Annotated in this window: 18 protein-coding genes and 1 pseudogene; 3 read left to right on the top strand and 16 right to left on the bottom strand. The window is 41.2% G+C overall.

Going from position 1 to position 22,587, the window contains the following annotated elements:
- Positions 1-15: 15 nt before the first annotated feature.
- From PSF31_RS17990 to PSF31_RS17980, 3 genes are all read right to left on the bottom strand, one after another.
- Positions 16-3,258: a type I restriction endonuclease subunit R gene (locus PSF31_RS17990; protein WP_096865150.1), complete on the bottom strand. Its 3,243-nt coding sequence runs from the start codon at positions 3,256-3,258 to the stop codon at positions 16-18.
- A gap of 65 nt (positions 3,259-3,323) precedes the next feature.
- Positions 3,324-4,532 carry a restriction endonuclease subunit S gene (locus PSF31_RS17985; RefSeq protein ID WP_164561201.1) on the bottom strand — a complete coding sequence of 403 codons (1,209 nt, stop codon included), beginning with the start codon at positions 4,530-4,532 and terminating at the stop codon, positions 3,324-3,326.
- Entirely contained in the window at positions 4,529-6,076 is a 1,548-nt protein-coding gene (locus PSF31_RS17980) for a type I restriction-modification system subunit M (protein WP_096865147.1), read from the bottom strand. The genes PSF31_RS17985 and PSF31_RS17980 overlap by 4 nt, the downstream gene beginning before the upstream one ends.
- 213 nt (positions 6,077-6,289) lie before the next feature.
- Here PSF31_RS17980 and PSF31_RS17975 point away from each other — a divergent pair.
- Positions 6,290-6,373: pseudogene (locus PSF31_RS17975) on the top strand (IS1595 family transposase); the annotation flags it as partial.
- 64 nt (positions 6,374-6,437) lie between these two features.
- On the opposite strand, the gene PSF31_RS17970 reads toward PSF31_RS17975, so the two are convergent.
- Positions 6,438-7,718, bottom strand: coding sequence for a tyrosine-type recombinase/integrase (locus PSF31_RS17970; protein ID WP_096865146.1), 1,281 nt, complete (start codon positions 7,716-7,718; stop codon positions 6,438-6,440).
- A 230-nt stretch (positions 7,719-7,948) separates the two neighbouring features.
- Between PSF31_RS17970 and mutS the strand changes: the two genes are divergently transcribed.
- Positions 7,949-10,516 carry a DNA mismatch repair protein MutS gene (mutS, locus tag PSF31_RS17965; RefSeq protein WP_096865145.1) on the top strand — a complete coding sequence of 856 codons (2,568 nt, stop codon included), beginning with the start codon at positions 7,949-7,951 and terminating at the stop codon, positions 10,514-10,516.
- Position 10,517: 1 nt separating this feature from the next.
- Positions 10,518-11,282 carry a tRNA isopentenyl-2-thiomethyl-A-37 hydroxylase MiaE gene (miaE, locus tag PSF31_RS17960; RefSeq protein WP_096865144.1) on the top strand — a complete coding sequence of 255 codons (765 nt, stop codon included), beginning with the start codon at positions 10,518-10,520 and terminating at the stop codon, positions 11,280-11,282.
- A gap of 78 nt (positions 11,283-11,360) precedes the next feature.
- Here miaE and rpoS read toward each other — a convergent pair whose 3' ends face one another.
- From rpoS to cysG, 12 genes are all read right to left on the bottom strand, one after another.
- Complete coding sequence (gene rpoS, locus PSF31_RS17955) at positions 11,361-12,347, bottom strand: RNA polymerase sigma factor RpoS (protein WP_004260723.1); 987 nt, start codon at positions 12,345-12,347, stop codon at positions 11,361-11,363.
- 54 nt (positions 12,348-12,401) lie between these two features.
- A complete protein-coding gene (gene nlpD / locus PSF31_RS17950) occupies positions 12,402-13,472 on the bottom strand; it encodes a murein hydrolase activator NlpD (protein WP_094960916.1) in 1,071 nt (356 codons plus the stop codon).
- Positions 13,473-13,779: 307 nt separating this feature from the next.
- Positions 13,780-14,406 carry a protein-L-isoaspartate(D-aspartate) O-methyltransferase gene (locus tag PSF31_RS17945; RefSeq protein WP_004260727.1) on the bottom strand — a complete coding sequence of 209 codons (627 nt, stop codon included), beginning with the start codon at positions 14,404-14,406 and terminating at the stop codon, positions 13,780-13,782.
- Positions 14,403-15,164, bottom strand: coding sequence for a 5'/3'-nucleotidase SurE (gene surE, locus PSF31_RS17940; protein ID WP_004260729.1), 762 nt, complete (start codon positions 15,162-15,164; stop codon positions 14,403-14,405). Before surE ends, PSF31_RS17945 begins: the two co-directional genes overlap by 4 nt.
- Positions 15,142-16,200 carry a tRNA pseudouridine(13) synthase TruD gene (gene truD, locus PSF31_RS17935; RefSeq protein ID WP_096865143.1) on the bottom strand — a complete coding sequence of 353 codons (1,059 nt, stop codon included), beginning with the start codon at positions 16,198-16,200 and terminating at the stop codon, positions 15,142-15,144. Before truD ends, surE begins: the two co-directional genes overlap by 23 nt.
- Positions 16,166-16,678, bottom strand: a complete 513-nt coding sequence (gene ispF / locus PSF31_RS17930) for a 2-C-methyl-D-erythritol 2,4-cyclodiphosphate synthase (RefSeq protein ID WP_004260732.1) — start codon at positions 16,676-16,678, stop codon at positions 16,166-16,168. The genes truD and ispF overlap by 35 nt, the downstream gene beginning before the upstream one ends.
- A 9-nt stretch (positions 16,679-16,687) precedes the next feature.
- The gene (ispD, locus tag PSF31_RS17925) at positions 16,688-17,425 is read right to left on the bottom strand and encodes a 2-C-methyl-D-erythritol 4-phosphate cytidylyltransferase (protein ID WP_004260733.1); all 738 of its coding nucleotides are present in this window, start codon (positions 17,423-17,425) and stop codon (positions 16,688-16,690) included.
- 67 nt (positions 17,426-17,492) lie between these two features.
- The gene (gene ftsB, locus PSF31_RS17920) at positions 17,493-17,780 is read right to left on the bottom strand and encodes a cell division protein FtsB (protein WP_004260736.1); all 288 of its coding nucleotides are present in this window, start codon (positions 17,778-17,780) and stop codon (positions 17,493-17,495) included.
- Between the two features lie 160 nt (positions 17,781-17,940).
- Positions 17,941-18,549: an adenylyl-sulfate kinase gene (gene cysC, locus PSF31_RS17915; RefSeq protein ID WP_096865142.1), complete on the bottom strand. Its 609-nt coding sequence runs from the start codon at positions 18,547-18,549 to the stop codon at positions 17,941-17,943.
- 5 nt (positions 18,550-18,554) lie between these two features.
- Entirely contained in the window at positions 18,555-19,997 is a 1,443-nt protein-coding gene (gene cysN / locus PSF31_RS17910; RefSeq protein WP_096865141.1) for a sulfate adenylyltransferase subunit CysN, read from the bottom strand.
- 36 nt (positions 19,998-20,033) lie between these two features.
- On the bottom strand, positions 20,034-20,942 hold the full coding sequence (gene cysD, locus PSF31_RS17905) for a sulfate adenylyltransferase subunit CysD (RefSeq protein ID WP_096865140.1): 909 nt from the start codon (positions 20,940-20,942) through the stop codon (positions 20,034-20,036).
- Between the two features lie 13 nt (positions 20,943-20,955).
- Positions 20,956-22,368 (bottom strand): siroheme synthase CysG, encoded by a 1,413-nt coding sequence (gene cysG, locus PSF31_RS17900; protein ID WP_004260746.1) that lies wholly within the window; start codon positions 22,366-22,368, stop codon positions 20,956-20,958.
- Positions 22,369-22,587 lie beyond the last annotated feature (219 nt).

Raw genomic sequence — 22,587 nt, 5'->3', positions numbered from 1 at the left:
TTAAAGTAAAACCCACTAATTTGATTTCAACAATTCATTCGATAGCAACTCCGCTTGTGCCAAGACGGTTTCTGTTGCTAATGCAGACATATCAGGCGGATAGCCATAACGGTTAAGTAACCGTTTAACGATAACGCGTATTTTTGCTCTTGCAGACTCTTTGATAGTCCAATCTAATGTGACGTTATTACGGATCATTTCAGTGAGTACAACCGCTAATTCCCTTAGTTTTGATTTTCCGATTAGTTCTTGAGCACTATCATTTTCAGCCACAGCCGTATAGAAAGCATATTCATAAGGTGATAAATTCAGGTCATTCGCTTCCCTATCAACCTTATTGATATCTTTTGCTAATTTAATTAGTTCATCAATGACTTCAGCTGCCGTCAAAATTTTATTTTGATAGCTTTTAATCGCCCCCGTTAGCATATCCATCAGTTTTTTACCTTGAATAACGCTCATTTTTGTTCGCACATTGATTTCATCTGCTAACAATTTTTTCAAGGTTTCCAACGCGATATTTTTATGTTGGTAATCCTGCATCTCCATTAAAAAGTCATCAGAAAGGATCGATATATCAGGCTTTTTAATCCCCGCAGCATCAAATACATCGACTACCGTATCAGTCACTAAGGCTTGATCAATAGTCTGTTTAACGCGAACTTCCATGCTGTCATCACCGATAATGCCACTTCCTCCATTTGAATCAAACTTGTTCAATCTGGCTTTTACTGCTTGAAAAAAAGCAATTTCAGGGGCTGCCTCCATCGCTTCAGGTTGTGGCGTTGCTAATGCAAAGGCTTGAGATAAAGCCGTGACCGCTGTTAAAAAACGCACTTTCCCCTGACCTTCATCAATCCCTAAAATAAAATCTTCTGCTTCTAAAATAATGGCTAATTTACGAGATGTGGATGCGGTAAAATATTCACGATAATCAAAACCAAAGAGCATTCCGTCAAGGATATCTAATTTTTCTTTCATGACCTCAACGGCTTTTTCTTGGGTAAGTGCAGGATCACCTTTACCACCCGCATCTGAGTAAAACGACAGAGCCGATTTTAAATCAGCCGCAATTCCCAAATAATCGACAACCAAGCCACCTGATTTATCTTTATAGACTCGGTTAACACGGGCGATAGCCTGCATTAGGTTGTGCCCTTTCATCGGTTTATCGATATATAACGTGTGCATACTCGGTGCATCAAACCCCGTTAACCACATATCACGCACAATGACTAATTTCAGCTTATCATCTTCATCTTTCATGCGATTAGCGAGTACTTGCCTGTCTTTCTTCGTCGTATGGTGTTTCGCTATATCAGGGCCATCAGATGCGGAAGACGTCATCACAACCTTAATCACACCATCATTAAGATCATCACTGTGCCACTCAGGTTTGAGTGCCACGATTTCCTCATACAATGCCGCAGCAATCCGACGAGACATAGCAACGATCATGCCTTTACCGTGATCCGCATTCGCCATTAACCGTTCTTCAAAGTGAGTGACTAAATCTTTAGCGATCGCTTTGATTCGCTCTTTACTGCCAATAATACTTTCAACTCGCGCCCACTTAGCCCGTTGTTGCTGAGTCTGTGTTAAGTCTTCATCCGTGAAGCTTTCATCGAACGCTTCAATCAATTCGCGGCCTTCATCGCTAATTTGGACTTTTGCTAAACGGCTTTCATAGTAGATAGGCACTGTCGCCCCATCTTCTACAGCCTGAGCGATATCATAGATATCAACATAGTTACCAAATACCGCAGGAGTATTGACATCTGTTTTTTCAATGGGTGTCCCCGTAAAACCTAAGTAAGTCGCATTTGGTAAAGCATCACGCATATATTTTGCAAAGCCATAAACGGTGCGCTTACCGACAACATTACCCTGCTCATCTTTCACATCCACTTCTTTTGCTGAAAAACCATATTGAGAACGATGCGCCTCGTCAGCAATGACAATGATATTGCTACGATCAGACAGTAGTTCATAAACGCTACTACCATCATCAGGTTGGAATTTTTGAATAGTGGTAAATATCACGCCACCCGAGCCAACTTTCAGTAATTCTTTTAATTCTTCTCTATTTTCAGCTTGTTTCGGGGTTTGACGTAATAGTTGTACCGCAGAAGAAAAAGTGCCAAAAAGTTGGTCGTCTAAGTCGTTACGGTCGGTGATCACCACAACCGTTGGGTTATCGAGGGCTAAAACAATCTTACCTGTATAAAACACCATTGAGAGGGATTTACCCGAACCTTGGGTATGCCATACCACCCCCGCTTTTCTATCTCCTGCTTTTTGTTCTAATACGAGGTGCTGTTGGTTCCTACCTTGTTGCCGTAACGCTACTTCCGCAGAGGGTGAATTCGCATTGACATTTGAAGCACGAATGGTCGAAAGTACCGCCGCATTCACCGCATAGTATTGGTGATAAGCTGCCATTTTTTTAACGGTTTTAATCGAAATAATACCGTTACTGTCTTCCTGTTTACTGGATTCAAACACAATAAAATAGCGGATCATATCCAATAGCGTAACAGGGTTAAGCAAGCCTTGAATTAACACTTCCAGTTGTGGCTGAGTATTTTTAGCCTCAGTCATGCCATTATGGGTTTTCCATGCCATAAAGCGGCTAAAATCGGCAGAAATAGTCCCTGATTTTGCCTCTAATCCATCAGAAATCACGCTAAAGGCATTGTAAGTAAATAATGAGGGGATTTGTTGCTGATAGGTTTTAATTTGATTATATGCCCCTTCAATGGTGGCATTTTCATCAATCGCATTTTTTAGTTCAATGACGACCAGTGGTAAACCATTAATATAGATAATCACATCAGGGCGACGTTCTTTGCGATCTTCCCGAATGGTGACCTGATTAACGACTAGAAATTCATTGTTATCCGGTTGATTAAAATCCACCAGCCATACATACTCCCCTTGGGTATTGCCATCTTTACTGACCTCAATGTTGATCCCTTCTGTCAGTAAACGATGAAAACTCAGGTTATTTGCCATTAAATCAGGCGAGTTAATCTGTGTGACTTGTTTTAAGGCTTCCTCACATTTATCTTGTGTTAAATGGGGGTTTAAGCGTTGTATCGCTTCGAATACTTTTTGCTGAAGAATGACTTGCTGATAAGTACGCAGGGGATTTATACCTGATGGCTCAATGTCTGGGCCATACACATATTCATAGCCTAGGCCTTGCAACTGCTCAATGGTCATGGTTTCAATATCGGATTCTGTCATTTTTGACATTATTTTGTCATCCTTTAGCAAAAGGGTATAAAAAAACAGCGCCAAAGATACGCTGCCTAATTCGATTATTGTTTTATTTCTTCTGGTGTATAATTAACGCGTACTTCTCCACTCATTAATTTAGGGAGTAAGGTATCACGAAGGTTTTCTAGAGTTTGGATTTGCAATGCATTACTAATTAATTTTGGTTCTATTGAAGCTAAGATTTCATTGAATTGCGTAATAACATCATCATGTGGCAAGGTAAGTGTATACATTGATAAATGAGATACATTGACTCGTTGTCTTCCACTTGAGCCTTCCATACAACTTTCTGCGTACTCTTTAAACTCATTATTACGACATAGGATATATGAAAATAATGGATGAAATTTAGGCTTTGGTCTTAAAACAATAAATTCAGTTGAGCCCCAGCCTACTTGTTCTGGGGATAAAAAATGAACATAACCTGCTTTACCATTCTCAAGGCAAGGCGTTATACGGGCTAATAATGTATCTTGTTTTATAAATTTTTGCCCCGATGTAAAATCTCTTTCATAATAACCAGAAGCAGCAAATGTGTTTGTATTCAGCCCAGCCATCTCTAAATACATAGCTTTAGAGCCTTTAGGTAAAACCCTCTTAGGATTAAATTCTATAATTTCGTGCAATTCAACTTCTTTACCACTACCATTTGAATCATCTGCAAACCACTGGCGAAAAAGCGTTTCAGCCATTGATTCTAAGGTTTTATTTTGACGATGGAGTAACTCAATTTTTTTACTAATTGATTGAATAACATGAACAATCTCTAATTGTTCACTCAAGTTAGGCACTGAAATTTTTATTTTTTTTAATCCAGCAATAGTCAATGCCGCCTGTGTAGACCCGATTGTTATTTCATCTAACTTATTTTTTCCTAATGGTGAATTTAAAAGACAATAGATAAAATCAGGTAATACAATGTTTTTATTTATCTTTCTTATCCAAGTTAGATTTCCATCTTTGAAGTAAAATTCATTAGAATTATTAACTAAGTATGGGATACCTAACGTTCCGACGCTTGTTAATAGAATATCGCCAATAACTGGTACTCCATATTTTTCTTTGATCTCTAAATATTTTTGCTCTGAAATATAGAGTGAGTTACTTATTTCACTACGATTATAAAGCTCAATAATCTCTTTTGAACGATAAAATGGTATTCCGTAGTCAACATAATCCGCATAAAAAATTCTCTTAGAAGATGTTATTTCAGCTACATCTTCCAAACTATACTCTACCCACTCACTCATACCATCACCTTTGCCAGATTCTCCGCAATCGCCTGATTAAGCTTTGCCTCTTCTTCTAATTGTGCTTCAAACTCGGCTTTTAGTAGGGTAAAACGCTCTTTAAAATCAAAATCATCCTCTTCATCAGCAAGACCTACATAACGACCTGGTGTGAGCACATAATCCAGTTCAGCCACTTTTTCGATAGCGACAGAGGCACAAAAACCCGCGACATCTTCATATTCGCCATTTTTATTACGCCAATTATGATAGGTATCTGAAATCAGTTTAATATCTTCATCCGATAACACTTTAGTGCGGCGGTTAATTAAATGACCCAGATTTCGTGCATCAATAAACAAAATTTCATCACTACGATCTTGATACACCGAAGAGTTATTACGATCACGGCGCATAAACCATAGCGCAGCAGGAATTTGCGTATTTAGGAACAACTTAGCGGGCAAGTTAACTATGCAATCAATCACATTCGCATCTTTCACTAATGCGGCTCGAATATCGCCTTCACCCGATGTTTTCGAAGTTAGCGCCCCTTTAGCCAGTACCACACCCGCTTGCCCTTTCGGTGACAAGTGATATAAAAAGTGCTGCATCCACGCAAAGTTTGCATTCCCTGCTGGTGGCGCACCGTATTGCCAGCGGGCATCTTTACGTAATTGTTCACCAGACCAATCAGAGACGTTGAACGGCGGGTTCGCAATAATAAAATCCGCACGTAAATCTTTATGGGCATCATTTAAAAACGAGCCTTCATTGTTCCATTTTACTTGCTCAGAGTTAATACCCCGAATAGCCAAGTTCATTTTCGCCAAACGCCATGTGGTTTGGTTAGACTCTTGACCATAAATGGAAATGTTATCAATATTCCCTTGGTGGGATTCAACAAATTTTTCTGATTGAACAAACATACCGCCAGAGCCACAGCACGGGTCAAAAATACGTCCTTCATAAGGCTCTAGCATGTTAACCAGTAAGGAAACAATTGATTTCGGTGTATAGAACTGACCGCCTTGTTTACCTTCTGCTAACGCAAACTCACCTAAGAAATATTCAAAAACATGACCTAGTACATCCGCAGAGCGTGATTTAGCATCACCTAAAGCGATATCACCCACAAGGTCAATTAACTCGCCAAGTACCGTTGCATCAAGGTTTTGACGTGCATAAACTTTTGGCAATACCCCTTTTAATTGTGGGTTATCTTCTTCGATGGCTTCCATAGCGTCATCGACTAATTTACCGATATTGGGCTGTTTTGCATTATTGAGTAAATTTGTCCAACGTGCTTTTTCAGGCACAAAGAACACATTGTAAGCAAGGTATTCATCGCTATCTTCGGGATCTGCCCCTGCAAACTCGCCTTGTCCCGCTTTAAGCTTTTCATAGTGAGACTCAAACGAATCAGAAATATACTTTAAGAATATTAATCCCAGCACAACATGCTTGTATTCTGCTGCATCAATATTCTTACGCAATTTATCAGCGGCTTTCCACAGGATAACTTCTAACGGTTCAGATTTGGTTTCTTTCGGTTTTTTAGCCATTATTCCATTACTTACATCAGTAAAAATAATGGAACTATTGTTACCTATTTATAGCCAAAAATCTAATAGAACAGGCTGATAACTTGTGATAATTATCAAAAGGATGGATTATCAGTAAATGTCATATTTAATACTTCAACACTGCTTTCAAATTATGAGTATTAGATATAATTGGAGCAGTCCTAGATAACTAAGATCATCTAGGATAGTTCCATGAGAAAAAGTAGACTCAGTCAATACAAACAAGAACGGTTACTTGAACTGTTTATTGCAGGCGCCACTGCTCGTATTGCCGCATAGTTGATTGGTGTCCACAGAAATACAGCCGCTTACTATTATTATTAATTCACAGTTTAATATATCATACCAAACTCCCCATATGATCCGCCCACTTCTGCAACCACACTTTGCATTCACTCTCATAACCATATAAATCATACGTTCCTTCGATACCACTACGTGAATGCCCAAGTATCGCCTCCCCCACTTCATTGGGGCAACCTAGTTTAGCTAGCCCAGTACGTACTGTTCGACGTAAATCATGAGGTGACCAATCAGGGATATCTAGCATCTTGCCTTCTTTGCGTAAACGCCACGCACATTCTGTTAGATATTTTTGTTGAATCGGCAACTTGGTTACTTGAGATGGGAAAAGATATTTATCGGAGTTCATGCGCATTGATTTCAAGTAGGTGACTGCTTGCTCGGGTAATTGCACGTATCGTTCAATTCCTGTCTTGGTTTCTTTCAAATGAATAGTTCCTTTTTCAAGATCCACATCATCCCAAGCCATTGCGCACACTTCACCAGTTCGGCAACCCGTCCAAAGCGTCAGACGGAAAACATTTTTCACAACATTGGTATAAGCAGAACTAGGTAACCATGCTAAAAATTTTTTGAGTTCATTATCATCTAGATAACGAGTACCTTTATTACTGGTTAGCTTAAACTTAGCTTGCTGCAAGCTCGATTTTGCCAATAAAGCGGGGTTAGCAAAATTATCATCAAAATACTCTAGACCGATTGCAAACTCATAGGCTGCTGACAATTCACGTAATACATTACCTGCTTGAACCTTAGCACCTCGCCCATTAATTTCACGTACAAGCTCTATCACATCTTTTCGGGTCACCTCATGCGCCATAAGCTCACCTAAAACACGTACAACATCGGCTTCAAGCATGCGACGAACTTCCTTTTGCCCTTTCTTCTTTCTTGAACCAGAAATAATTTTACCGTCTTTGCCTTTACGATCTTCGATATGATCAACTAAATAAAGCTCAACAAGTTCTTTTACTGTTAACTGTGTTTTTTGCGGCTGGAGTTGTTCTTGTTTTTTATATTGCTTTTCTTCTTTTAGCTCAGTGACAGGGCATCGACCTAATTGACGTAACTGTTTCAACTCTTGTAACTTAACTCTCGCTTCACTTAATGAAGTTTGAGGAAAATTACCGATCTTTAGCTGTACAAGTTTGTGTGTAACTGGGCTAGTATAACGGTAGAAAAATGTCTTAATGCCTGTTGCGCCACAAAATACACGTAAACCTGTATTTTCACCTGTATCAGACCTATCTTTACTGTTAGGTTTCATTGCCTCAATGGCTTTCGTTGATAAGGGTTTTGCTGGCTGCTTTTGGCTCATAAGTGTTACCTTGTTTAGCGCTGACTATAAGATAATTAAAGATTTTTAGTGAAAAGTGTAGGTTATCAGTTTTGTTATGCCCATTATACCATATCACCACTAACAACCTACACTTTAACCTACACTTATATATGGGATTCTGTGGTATTTTATAAGATATAATGAGATCTTATGAGACAATGAAAAAACATAGAATCAAGTTAATTCAATAAGTTAATATAGATAACCCCATGACTGACAGCCAAAATTTCGAATCCCACACACCAATGATGCAGCAGTATCTAAAACTAAAAGCACAACATTCAGACATACTGCTGTTTTATCGCATGGGTGACTTCTACGAACTGTTTTTTGATGATGCTAAAAAAGCGTCTCAATTGTTGGATATTTCCCTCACCAAACGGGGACAATCTGCGGGGCAGCCGATCCCTATGGCCGGCGTTCCCCACCATGCTGCCGAGGGCTACTTAGCCAAATTAGTACAAATGGGTGAATCCGTCGCCATTTGTGAACAAATTGGCGACCCTGCTACCAGTAAAGGGCCGGTTGAGCGCCAAGTAGTACGTATTGTCACGCCGGGTACTATCACCGATGAAGCGCTATTAAATGAAAGGCAAGACAACCTATTAGCTGCGGTATGGCAAGACCAACAAGGCTTCGGGTTTGCCACATTAGATATCACTTCTGGTCGTTTTATTATCAGTGAAATTGCCGACGAAGAAGCATTACAAGCTGAGCTTCAACGCACTCGCCCTGCCGAACTTCTATACCCTGAAGACTTCGCCAGTATGGCATTAATTGAACACAATAAAGGCTTACGTCGCCGCCCATTATGGGAATATGAGCTTGATACTGCAAAACAACAGCTCGGTTTACAGTTTGGTACGAAAGATTTAATCGGTTTTGGGGTTGAAGATGCCCATAAAGCGCTCAGAGCCGCGGGCTGCTTATTACAATATGTAAAAGACACACAACGTACTTCACTGCCCCATATTCGCAGTATTGTGATGGAAAAACAAAATGATAATGTCATTTTGGATGCAGCAACTCGTCGCAATTTAGAAATCACACAAAACCTTGCAGGTGGTACAGAAAACACACTTGCCGCCATTTTGGATATGAGTGTAACCCCAATGGGCAGCCGTATGCTAAAACGTTGGCTACATACCCCATTGCGTAATATTCAAGTATTAAATAACCGCCAACAAGCTATTAGTGCATTGCAAGAATGCGGCTTTGAATTACAACCATTTTTGCGTCAAATCGGCGATTTAGAACGGGTATTAGCACGCTTAGCGCTGCGTTCCGCTCGCCCACGCGACTTAACCCGTATGCGTTACGCATTCCAGCAATACCAAGATATTCATCAAATACTGAGCCAATCAAGTTGTTCGTATTTACAAGATCTTCAAAATCGTATTGGCCAATTTGATGAATTACAAGACTTACTTGAAAAAGCCATTATTGATGCGCCACCTGTGTTGGTACGTGATGGCGGTGTTATCGCCCCAGGTTATAATAGTGAACTCGATGAATGGCGCGCCCTTGCTGATGGGGCAACCGACTACCTCGATAGACTCGAAATTCGTGAAAGAGAAAAGCTGGGGATCGATACCCTAAAAGTCGGTTATAACGCGGTTCATGGCTACTATATTCAAGTTAGCCGCGGTCAAAGCCATTTAACGCCTATCCATTACGTCCGTCGCCAAACGTTAAAAAATGCAGAACGCTATATTATTCCTGAACTCAAAGAGTATGAAGATAAGGTATTGACATCAAAAGGAAAAGCATTAGCTATTGAAAAAGCGCTGTATGATGAGCTGTTTGATATGCTATTGCCTCATCTTGCTGCGCTGCAAACTAGTGCTGAAGCACTTGCTGAGTTAGATGTCCTAGCCAACCTTGCGGAGAGAGCACAAACTCTAGGCTATGCTTGCCCACAACTGACTGAAAAACCGGGTATTCAAATCACCGAGGGTCGCCACCCTGTTGTAGAACAAGTGCTTAGCGAGCCGTTTATTTCTAACCCATTATCACTATCACCACAACGTCGCCTATTAATTATTACTGGTCCAAATATGGGCGGTAAAAGTACCTATATGCGCCAAACTGCGTTGATTACCTTATTAGCGTATATCGGCAGTTTTGTTCCTGCCAGCAAGGCAGTAATAGGGCCAATCGACCGTATTTTTACTCGTGTTGGAGCCTCTGACGACCTAGCTTCTGGCCGTTCCACCTTTATGGTTGAAATGACAGAAACCGCCAATATCCTTCACAATGCGACAGAACATAGCTTAGTGCTAATGGATGAAATTGGTCGTGGGACTTCAACCTATGATGGCCTTTCTCTTGCTTGGGCTTGCGCTGAAAATTTAGTTAATAAAATCAAGGCAATGACCTTATTTGCTACGCATTATTTTGAATTAACAACACTACCTGAAAAACTCGAAGGTGCAGTCAATATTCACCTCGATGCTATTGAGCACGGTGATACCATTGCCTTTATGCACAACGTTCAAGACGGCGCCGCCAGCAAAAGCTATGGCCTTGCTGTCGCTTCTCTTGCAGGCGTGCCAAAAGATGTGATTAAACGAGCAAAACAAAAGCTTAAAGAACTCGAAGTGATCTCAAACAATGCCAATGCGAGCCATGTGGATAGCGCCCAGCTTAGCTTTTTAACCACAGAAGATGTCGAGCCATCACCAGTATTAACTGCTCTCGCTGAAATTGATCCCGATAAACTCACTCCGCGCCAAGCCCTAGATTGGATTTATCGGTTAAAGGATATGGATAACTAATATGGATGAGTATGCGCAATTACTCACACCAATCAGGCAGTTTCTGCAATGTGAAACGCCTGATGCGTGGGTAAAAAAAGCGAGTTTGCCTGAAAACTTGCCCATTATCTTAAAAGACCATTTGTTATGTGAATTAAAAGCCGCGCAAAGTGCGATGTTTTTAATTCGCAAGTATGCTGTCGATAAAGACAGTGCTGCAGTGCTACTTGAATGGTTTAAACCTTATGAATCATTTGCTTATGACAGAATTGGTGACATCCATACATTAAGAAACAAAAATCAGGTTTCTAAACAGATATTGGCAAAAAAACAATCACCTTATAGCCAAGATTTAATTGATAAAATGGTCCTGCTAATCAAAGAGGAACTTCATCATTTTTACCAAGTTCTAGAGATTATGCATGAACGTAATATTCCATACGATGGCATCACTGCAGGCCGTTATGCTAAAGGGTTGTTGAGCCATGTCGACCCCCATGATCCAAAAACCTTAGTTGATAAGCTAATTATTGGAGCTTATATCGAAGCACGTTCTTGTGAGCGTTTTGCTAAATTAGCCCCATTTCTTGATGAGCAGCTGGCAAATTTTTATATTTCATTATTACGCTCAGAAGCTCGCCACTATCAAGATTATTTGCACTTAGCGCAATTAATTAGCAAACAAGATATTACTGAGCGAGTTAATTATTTTGGTATTATTGAAGCTGAATTAATTTCGACACCTGATGATGATTTTAAATTTCATAGTGGAGTCCCCATTAACTAAGCTTGTTCTCTATTTTTTACATATAAAAAGTCCCTATAAACCTTAGTTTATAGGGACTTTAACTATCTAATCAACATCCTACATATTAAATAGCGACTCCAGAGTCAGCTCTTCTCCATGTAAAATATCTTTTAATCGCTTTAAACCTTCTACTTGGATCTGGCGAACACGTTCTCTTGTTAACCCTATTTCACGGCCAACTTCTTCCAGAGTTTCAGCTTCATAGCCTAAAAGCCCAAAACGTCGTGCTAAAACCTCCCTTTGTTTTGGGTTCAATTCATATAACCACTTAACAATATTCTCTTTTAAGTCATTATCTTGAATTGTATTTTCTGGACCTGAATCATTATCATCAGACAATACCTCAAGCAAAGATTTCTCTGAGTCCCCTGCAATTGGCGTATCAACAGATGTGATACGTTCATTTAAACGTAACATCCTACTGACATCTTCGACAGGTTTATCTAGCTGCTCAGCGATCTCTTCAGGACTTGGCTCATGGTCCAACTTCTGGGCTAATTCACGTGCAGTACGAAGGTAAATATTGAGTTCTTTAACGATATGAATAGGAAGACGAATGGTTCGAGTTTGGTTCATAATCGCGCGCTCGATCGTTTGACGGATCCACCACGTTGCATACGTCGAGAAGCGAAACCCTTTTTCAGGATCAAACTTTTCAACAGCACGAATCAACCCAAGATTTCCTTCTTCTATCAAATCGAGTAATGCGAGACCTCGATTATTATAACGACGTGATATTTTTACAACGAGACGAAGGTTGCTTTCTATCATGCGCTGTCGTGATGCAATATCTCCACGCAATGCGCGTCTTGCATAGAAAACTTCTTCTTCTGCTGTAAGGAGTGGTGAGAACCCAATCTCACTAAGATAAATTTGAGTGGCATCCAGAACACGTTGATTTGTGTTCTGGAGTAAATCCATTTCGTCATCTAGCTCAGTAACCAGATCCTCTTCTTTAAACTGACTCTCGTCAAAAGTGTCATTTAAATTACTTTCATCGAGGTCATTATATAACTCGTTAACTTTCAGCGAACTTTGGCTCATCAGTGACTCCTACCCTAGATAATGCGGACAGAATGTCAAAGCACTCTGCCCAGTTTATCGTTGCGGCAAATAGCGCAACGGGTTTACTGATTTTCCCTTGTAACGAATTTCAAAGTGTAGTCTAACCGAACTAGTTCCAGTACTACCCATAGTGGCTATTTTTTGACCCGCAGTGACATCCTGCTGATCACGCACAAGTAACGTATCATTGTGAGCATAAGCACTTAGATAGTCATCGTTATGTTTTATAATTATTAGATTTCCGTATCCACGCAAAGCATTACCTGCGTAAACGACTTTTCCTGGCGCAGCAGCAAGCACAGCTTGACCACGAGAACCGGCTATATCTACCCCTTTGTTCCCGCCTTGAGCATCAGAGAAACCTTCAATCATTTTCCCTTCAGCTGGCCAACGCCATTTTATTGACGAATTATTCGTACTGCTGACTGCGGTAGAAGCGGTTGCTGTCGAGGTTGTTGTTGTCGTTGAAACTTGCGTTGCAGGTTTCTTATTATTAGGCAACATCTTACCTGAAGTTTGACCACCACTGTTTGCAGGATACTCATTAGTTGTTCGAAGATCAACCGCTTGCTGATGACTATTTGATGAATTTGCCGCTAATTGAGTGTTCGAGTTCACATTTGTGTTACCAATATTAATAACCTGCCCTACATTTAGGCTGTAAGGTTCTGGAATATTGTTTCTCGATGCTAACTCCCGGAAATCATTACCGGTTAAGTATGCAATATAGAATAATGTGTCACCACGCTGCACCGTATAACTATTACCGCTATAACTGCCTTTTGGAATACTGCCATAGTCACGGTTGTATACAATGCGCCCTTCACCATTAGTTGTTACTGGCGCTGAACTACGGCTTACAGGCTGAGTGTTAGTATTACTTGATAAATTTGGACGAGACGACGGCATTGCCGTGCTCATACCCGTATTTGGTGACGAGGCCGGTGTCGTCCTTTGCACCGTCTGTTGGCTAGACTGGCTATCATTCACACTCGAAATAGGTGCCGCTGTATGATACGGTGTAGAACAACCTGCCAATAGCGCTCCGCTAAATGAAAAGATGACGGCCCATCGAATTCTGCTTATAGGGCTAACAATTTTCATGCTTCTTCTCCCGTGAAGAAAAATCTGACGCGACAATTCAAAACAATGTCAGCAATAGAGTTATCATAAAATATTTCACTTATTAAAGCAGAAATACAAAATAGTGAACAAGTTAAATATATTAAAAATATAACAATTTGAGAGTATGACCTAACGCTTTAAGCTATTCCCCCAAATTCAGCTGGGTAAAATATCATATTTGGAATAGTTTTACTGCTATTTGGGTTAATAGAACCTTTGCAATGATATTTTATTTAAATCGATTATAAAAATAATCAGACTTTGATTAAATACCATTACAAATAGGTTAAAGGAGGTCACCGGCAACCAATGGGACAAAACGGACTTTTTCAATAACATTAGTATGGTAATCATTACCACGTCGAGTAATTAGCTTCAATGCTTGTTCTTTATCACCGACAGGTAAAACCATTCGCCCGCCATCTTTTAATTGCCCTAATAATAGAGCCGGTATTTCTGTTGGTGCCGCAGTAACGATAATAGCATCAAAAGGCCCTTTAGATTGCCAACCTTCCCAGCCATCTCCATGACGCGTTGAAACATTATGTAAATCAAGCTGTTTCAAACGCCGTTTTGCAGCCCATTGCAAGCTCTTCACCCGCTCAACAGAAAAAACATGTTTAACTAAGTGTGCCAATACTGCTGTTTGATACCCTGAGCCTGTCCCTATCTCAAGAACGTGATCATTCGGAGCTAAAGCCAATAGCGCCGTCATTTTAGCAACAATATACGGCTGAGAAATAGTTTGCCCATGCCCAATAGGTAATGGGATATTGTCATAGGCTTTATGGGAGAGCGCTTCATCCACAAACCGTTCCCGAGGAACGAGTGAAATGGCATCTAATAGGCGCTCATCGTGAATTCCCTGTTGGCGTAATTGAGCCAAAAGTTCTTTCATGAGCCCTGTTTTCATTTTACTGACACTCCTGATTTTTCGAGCCACTCTTCTACTAATGAATGTGCTTTATAAGCGGTTAGATCAACTTGTAATGGGGTGATGGAAACATAGCCATTTTGCACAGCTTCAAAATCCGTTCCAGGGCTGGCATCACGAATTTCACCAACAGGCCCTAACCAATACAGTGTATTCCCTTTCGGATCTTCTAAACTATACACCTCAGAGGCGGCGTGACGGCTGCCACAACGAGTGACTTTGATTCCTTTAATCTCTTCGTACGGGATATCAGGGACATTTATATTTAAAATATTGCCGGCTCGCAATGGGTTCTTCTGTAAGAGCGCTAGAATATCGCATGTCACTTTAGCGGCACTTTCGTAATGCGTTTCGCCATCTAGCGATACTGCAATTGAAGGTAAACCTAAGTGGCGGCCTTCCGTTGCCGCTGCAACCGTGCCTGAGTAAATAACATCATCCCCTAAATTAGGGCCACAGTTGATACCAGATACAACAATATCAGGACGGGGGCGTACCACTTTATTCACACCAATATAGACGCAATCTGTTGGCGTGCCTTCTTGTACAGCAAGGTCACCATTACTTAGCGTCTGAATTTTAAGTGGTTTATCTAATGTTAATGCGTTCGAAGCCCCACTTCGATTGCGATCAGGCGCAATCACTTGAACATGATAATATTGGCGTAACGCAGCCGCAAGGGTTTGAATCCCCGGCGCATTTACCCCATCGTCATTACTCAATAAAATCTTTAGCATCGACATTATCCTGCCCATTTTGATTAATAATTTCTCTCACAACACTGGTTGCAAAACAACCCGAGTTTAAGAAAAAATTCAGTTTTACCGTCGAGTCATCCAACCATTCCCACTGTAAATTTTGTGGTTTAACAACTACCGCCCGTCTAGCTGAAGAAACTCGTTCGCGCTGCATTAAAGAGATAAAGGGTTGATAATCCTCTAAACACTGGGTTTCAAATGCCAGTGCTTCATCCTGAGTACCCAATTCCCCATCACCTGGTAATGGCGCAGTAATACTTAATTCATTGGACTCCAAGCGAGGTTGCAATGTAGCAAATTCATCTTGTGTCGCGACAAACCAACTCCCTCTGCCGGTTAATTGCAGCGCATCACCCAACATTACGTGTTGAGCGGTATTATTTGCAATACGTTCGCTTGCCACATGATTAAACATTGCACTACGTGCAGCAGAAAGATAAAAACTACGCTTGTTACGTTCACGTACGTTGATTTCTTGGTTTGCCCAACGCAACGCTTGCGTTAAATTTTGCCCATCGCGCCCAAAACGTTGTTCACCGAAGTAATTAGGCACCCCTGATAATGCAACTTTCTGTAAACGTTGCTCAACGTCTTTTGCATCTGAAATATCACGCAAGGTTATTTCGAACTGGTTTCCTTTTAAGGAACCAATACGTAATTTGCGTTTTTGCCGAGTAACAGCCAGTATTCGACAGCCTTCGAGTTGCCAAGTCGAAAAAACAGGCGTTTCTTTACCTGGCATTTGCAGGCAAAACCACTGCTCCGTTACTGCATGCCTATCTTTTAAACCTGCATAACTGACCGCTCTCGCTGAAATTTTAGCAAATTTTGCTAGTTGTTCAGCCACAAACACCGTATTGCAGCCTGTTTTTTCCACACGAACCATAACATGTTCGCCTTCGCCGTCTAGCTCAAAGCCTAAATCTTCTTTGACGATAAAATCTTCTGGGACACTTTTTAATGTGCCAAAAGACAATGGCTTACCATGCAGGTACTGAACATTCATTACTTTCATTACTATTATCTTTTATTAAAAGAACAACTGCAGCACAGGCAATGCCTTCTTTACGCCCCACAAAACCTAATTGCTCGGTTGTGGTCGCTTTCGCATTAACATCATCCATGTGGCACTCAAGGTCTTCGGCAATATTCACACGCATTTGCGCGATATGTGGCAACATTTTTGGTGCCTGTGCCATGATGGTAATATCAATGTTACCAATGCGATACCCTTTGGCACGCACATGGCAAAACGCGTCTCTCAATAAGACTCGGCTATCCGCCCCTTTATATGCTGGGTCAGTATCAGGGAACAATTTACCAATATCCCCTAATGCAGCAGCGCCGAGAATTGCATCAGTTAACGCATGCAATACCACATCACCGTCAGAGTGCGCGAGCAAACCTTGTTCATAAGGGATACGCACGCCACCAATGATAATAGGGCCTTCGCCACCAAATTTGTGTACGTCAAAACCGTGTCCGATTCTCATTTTTTTTCCTTAATTGTTCATTCTTGAAAGATAAAATTCCGCTAAAGTGAGGTCTTCTGGGCGCGTCACTTTTAAATTATCAGCGCGGCCAGCAACTAACACTGGTTGGTGGCCGCAATACTCTAGCGCAGAAGCTTCATCTGTGATCACAGCGTTTTCTTTCAAGGCCTTACTTAGACAGTCCCGTAATAATGTTAACGGAAAAAATTGTGGTGTGAGCGCATGCCATAACGCTTCACGTTCAACAGTGTGGTCAATTAATTGACTCGCTATTGAGCTGCGTTTCATGGTGTCGCGTACGGGGGCTGCGAGGATCCCACCACAACAATTTTTTTCCGCTGCTAATTGAATAATTTCATTTAAATCTGATTGATGGAGGCAGGGACGCGCCGCATCATGCACTAATACCCAGCAATCTGAAAAATTGGGGTTAGTGATTAAAAAATCCAGACCTGCTAATACTGAATCAGCACGTTCTTTGCCACCAATAACCGTCGTTACTCGTGGGTCATTAGAAATTGCAAGCTGCTGAAAATAATCGTCTTCTGCACTCAAAGCAACCACAATCTCTTGCACTTTATCATTTTCGAGCAATGCGCTTATGGTATGTTCAATGATCGTTTTACCTGCAACCTGCAAATATTGTTTTGGGCACTCGGCATTCATACGGCTACCTACCCCAGCAGCAGGAATCAGTGCAACAATTTGAGGGAGATTGTTTTCTGGGGCATGATTTGGATTTGTCATTGTTGAATTCTTACATCAGAAATTATCAGGCTAATGGGTATACTATTTTGACATCATTTTATTATGTCTATTTCTGGTTATTACTTTCTTTAACCATCCGATAAAATGATTCCCCTGGTTTGATCATCCCAAGCTCAGTTCGAGCTCGTTCTTCAATCGCATCTTGGCCATCATTTAAGTCGTTGATTTCAGCGAATAGCTGTTCATTACGCATTTTTAAACGCGAATTTACAATTTCCTGAGCGGCGACATCATCTTTGACTTGTACGTAGTCGTGTATGCCATTTTTGCCTAACCATAAGGAATACTGTAACCAAGCTAATATCGCAATTAATAGTAGCGTTAATTTACCCATCTTGCCCCCTGAAATGATTTGCTAATCATCCCATAACTCAACGATTGACGCTACTGTGATACTGAAATTGTGATAAAAAGTCAGATTAAGTCGGGTTTGAATACGCAAAATACCGCCTTATTTTACCATCGAATAAAATAAAGGAGGTATTTTAGCTGTATTAATAATCTAGCTGAATGACATGATTGCGCAATAAAAGCGCAATGATTTGGGAAAGAGAATCCGAAATAGGTTGTTGACCATCCAGATGTAGCTCAGGATGTTGTGGTACTTCATAAGGGGAATCAATCCCAGTAAATTGTTTTATTTTCCCTTCTCGTGCTTGTTGATATAACCCCTTAGGGTCTCTCTGTTCACAAACATTTACGGGGGTATCCACATACAACTCAAAAAATTGCTCGGGTTCAAACAAGTCACGAACTTTCTGTCTATCCGATTGGAAAGGTGAGATAAAGGCAGTCGCAACAATTAACCCCGCATCGACCATTAACTTCGCCACCTCTCCCACTCGACGGATATTTTCTTGTCTATCAGCCTCACTAAATCCTAAATCACGGCATAAACCATGGCGAATATTATCGCCATCCAACAAATAGGTTTTCATTCCCATGGACGTAAGTTGGTTCTCTATTGCCCCTGCTAATGTTGATTTCCCAGAACCCGATAACCCGGTGAACCACAACACAGCTCCTTTATGGCCATTATTACTTTCACGTAATTGGCGAGTTACCGCGTGTTGGTGCCAAATAATATGGTTTTCTTTTGTCATCCGTATTATTTCCCACCTAAAACATCACGTGCACCCCAATGTGGGAAATGGCGGCGGACTAATTTGTTTAGCTCTATTTCAAATTCGCTAAAATCACTGTTTTTTTCAAAGACAGGGGTTTGTGTTTCGCGGACTAAACCCGCTCCGACGGTCACATTTGTTAATCTATCAATAAAAATCATTCCGCCAGTGTCTGCATTGCGTTGATAGTTTTCCAGTAACAATGGTTCATCAAAGGAAAATTCGACTAAACCAATACCATTCAATGGCAGCTCTGTCGCCACTTTCTGCGTTAAATTATTGATATCTACTTGATATTGAATATTTTCTACTTTTGCCCGACTGCGTTTTCCCGCAATTTTAATATCAAGTTGTTGGCCTTGAACTAGCGGCTGTTCAGACATCCACACGACATCGACAGAGGCATGCTGTGTGCTTTGTAAGGTTTCATCTTGTGCAACAATTAAGTCGCCACGACTGATATCAATTTCATCCTCAAGCACTAATGTAATTGCTTCCCCCGGCACAGCGAAATCTTGTAACCCTGAAAATGTCACAATTTCTTTGATTGCTGAGATGGCGCCAGAGGGCAACACTTTAATCTTTTGCCCCACTTCCACGACACCTGATGATAATGTCCCGCTGTATCCGCGAAAGTCCAAATTTGGGCGGTTCACATATTGCACAGGGAAACGCAAAGCTTGCTCCGAGGCTTTTTGCTCCACTTGAACATTTTCCAATATCGATAATAGCGTATCGCCTTGATACCATTTAAAATTATCACTTGAATTTACAATGTTATCGCCATCTAGGGCAGAGATAGGTACAAACCATACCTTTAAATCCACAGGCAATTCCATCGCAAACTTTTGGTAATCTTGTTTTATTTTTTCAAAAATGGCTTCACTGTAATCCACCAGATCCATTTTATTGACGGCAACAATAAGATGGCGAATCCCAAGCAATGTACTAATAAAACTATGTCGACGTGTTTGCTCCTGTACCCCTTTTCGAGCATCGATCAACAAAATAGAAAGTGAGCAAGTTGATGCCCCTGTCGCCATATTGCGCGTATATTGTTCGTGACCGGGGGTGTCCGCAATAATAAATTTGCGTTTTTCTGTTGAAAAATAACGATAAGCCACATCGATTGTGATCCCCTGCTCACGTTCAGCAGCAAGGCCATCCACCAGCAAAGCAAGGTCAAGCTTTTCCCCTTGAGTCCCTATCCGCTTACTGTCACTTTGCAAGGTTGACAGCTGATCTTGGTATATTTGGCGGGTATCATGCAGTAAACGGCCGATTAAGGTACTTTTACCATCATCCACATTCCCACAGGTTAAAAAACGCAATAATCCTTTTTGTTGCTGCGCCAATAAGTAAGGCTCTACTCCACCTTGCTGTTCGATTTGATGAGCGATTGATTCATTATAAACGGCTTGTGCCATGATTTTTCTCCTGACTTTGCGTATTCACCTTGCCCACTAAAAATAACCTTGGCGCTTTTTCAACTCCATTGAAGCGGATTGGTCGCTATCAATCAGCCGCCCCTGCCGCTCACTCGTTGTGGAAATCAACATTTCTTCTATAATCTCGGGCAGCGTTTGTGCTTCTGATGGCACAGCTCCAGTCAGTGGCCAGCAACCTAATGTCCTAAAACGCACTTTTTGCTGACTAATGACTTCACCAGTTTGTAAGTCAATGCGGTTATCATCCACCATTAACAAAGTGCCGTCCCGCTGAATAACCGGTCGCTCTTTTGCAAAATACAGGGGAACAATATCGATATTTTCCAAATAGATATATTGCCAGATATCGAGCTCAGTCCAATTTGATAACGGGAAAACACGAATACTTTCCCCTTTATTGATCTGTCCATTATAGTTATGCCACAACTCAGGCCGTTGGTTTTTAGGATCCCAACGATGAGATCGGTCACGGAAAGAGTAGATCCGTTCTTTGGCACGTGATTTCTCTTCATCACGACGAGCACCACCAAATGCAGCATCAAAACCGTACTTATCTAAAGCCTGCTTTAAACCCTCAGTTTTCATAATATCTGTGTGCTTAGTGCTGCCGTGCACAAACGGGTTAATCCCTAATTTTTCCCCTTCAGGGTTACGATAAACAAGTAACTCAAAGCCGTATTTTTCTGCAGTTGCATCGCGAAACTCGTACATTTCACGAAATTTCCAGCCTGTATCAACATGTAAAAGAGGAAATGGTAGTTTTCCCGGATAAAATGCCTTGCGTGCTAAATGCAGCATCACGGAAGAATCTTTACCAATAGAGTACAGCATGACTGGGTTAGCAAATTCGGCGGCAACTTCACGAATGATATGAATACTTTCTGCCTCTAACTGCTGTAAATGAGTCAATTTTTTGTCGTTCACGATAGCCCCTTACTTAAGCCAGTTCCAATACGGCACTGCGCCATCTTATATCTTCAGTTTGAGAACCAAACCATGCGAGTTGTTGGTGTAATGCAGCGACTTCACCAACCACTATCAAAGCAGGAGCTGGTGCCTGCTGTGCTAACACTTCAAGTTCATCGAGTTTTCCGGTTACTACTTTTTGTTCACGCCTTGTACCACAGCCGATAACCGCTACAGGGGTATTTTCAGCACGACCAAATTGAATCAATTGTTCGCTGATTTTCGCAGCTTTCACGGTACCCATATAGATAGCTAAGGTTTGGTTTCCTCGAGCAAGTGCCTGCCAATCAAGTTCCATCCCATTTTCACGGCAATGACCCGTAATAAACGTAATGCTTTGTGAATGTTCACGGTGAGTCAGCGGAACTCCTGCGTAAGCGGCTGCACCAATTGCTGCAGTCACACCCGGAACCACTTGAAATGGGATCCCCGCTTGCGCCGCCACTTGTAGCTCTTCCCCTCCTCGCCCGAAAACAAAAGGATCACCACCTTTAAGGCGCACCACTTTTTTACCTTGTTGAGCAAATTTCACGATTAAAGCATTGGTTTCTTCTTGGGAAACACTGTGATTTCCTGCGCGTTTCCCAACACAAATCTTGTCAGCGTCGCGACGAACCAACTCGAGGATTTCCTCACTCACCAGATGGTCATACAAAACCACTTCTGCACTTTGTAAAACTCGCAACCCTTTTAATGTGAGCAACCCTGCATCACCCGGCCCAGCACCGACTAAGGTTAATTCGCCATGGTTATCAGGCTCATACAATTGACGTTCCAATTGTTGTTCCGCTTCACTGAACTGCCCTTTTTCTACTAAAGAGGCAAAACGACCACTGAAACTTTTTTCCCAAAAACGTTTTCTTTCACGCATATTAGTTAGCGTTTCTTTGACTTTATGACGCCAGCGGCCAGCTATTTCCGCCATTTCCCCCAAAGAAGTTGGCAACATCGTTTCCAATTTTTCTCTGAGTAAACGTGCTAATACAGGCGCAGTCCCCCCTGAAGAGATCGCCACAATCACTGGCGAGCGATCGATAATAGAAGGCACAATAAATGAACATAATGGTTGGTCATCAACCACGTTAACAAATATTTTTCGTTCATTGGCGTCATAGAAAACCGTTTCATTCAGTAATGCATCATCTGTTGCTGCGATAACTAAAAAAGCATCATCTAAATGAATGGATTGGTAATCTTCAGCTAACCAAACAAATTTATTTTGTTGGTGTTCAGCTTGTAACTGTGTACATAACGTCGGTGAGATGACCACTAAGTCAGCTTGTGCTTTTATTAGCAATTCTGCTTTTCGTGCTGCGACCACACCGCCGCCAATTAACACGACCTTTCGCGTGCGGACATCGACAAATAATGGTAAATAATCCATCTTGCTCACCCATCGTTATATAAACTTATTATAAGAAATAGACAGTTGACTATATGGCTTCACGTAATAGGTTTGAAATGACAAAAAGCTCTTTCTTGTAACTTAAAAGCATAAGCCTGAGCTCTTGCACAAAAACACTAAAAACCAGCCAATACCGAACAAAAATACAAGACTTAACGCAAACTTCTAATAATTATGAGAAAAACAAAAAATAATATA

It is taken from the genome of Providencia sp. PROV156 (genome assembly GCF_028480905.1).
GTDB classification, from domain to species: domain Bacteria; phylum Pseudomonadota; class Gammaproteobacteria; order Enterobacterales; family Enterobacteriaceae; genus Providencia; species Providencia hangzhouensis.
This window is presented reverse-complemented; position numbering and strand designations above follow the sequence as displayed.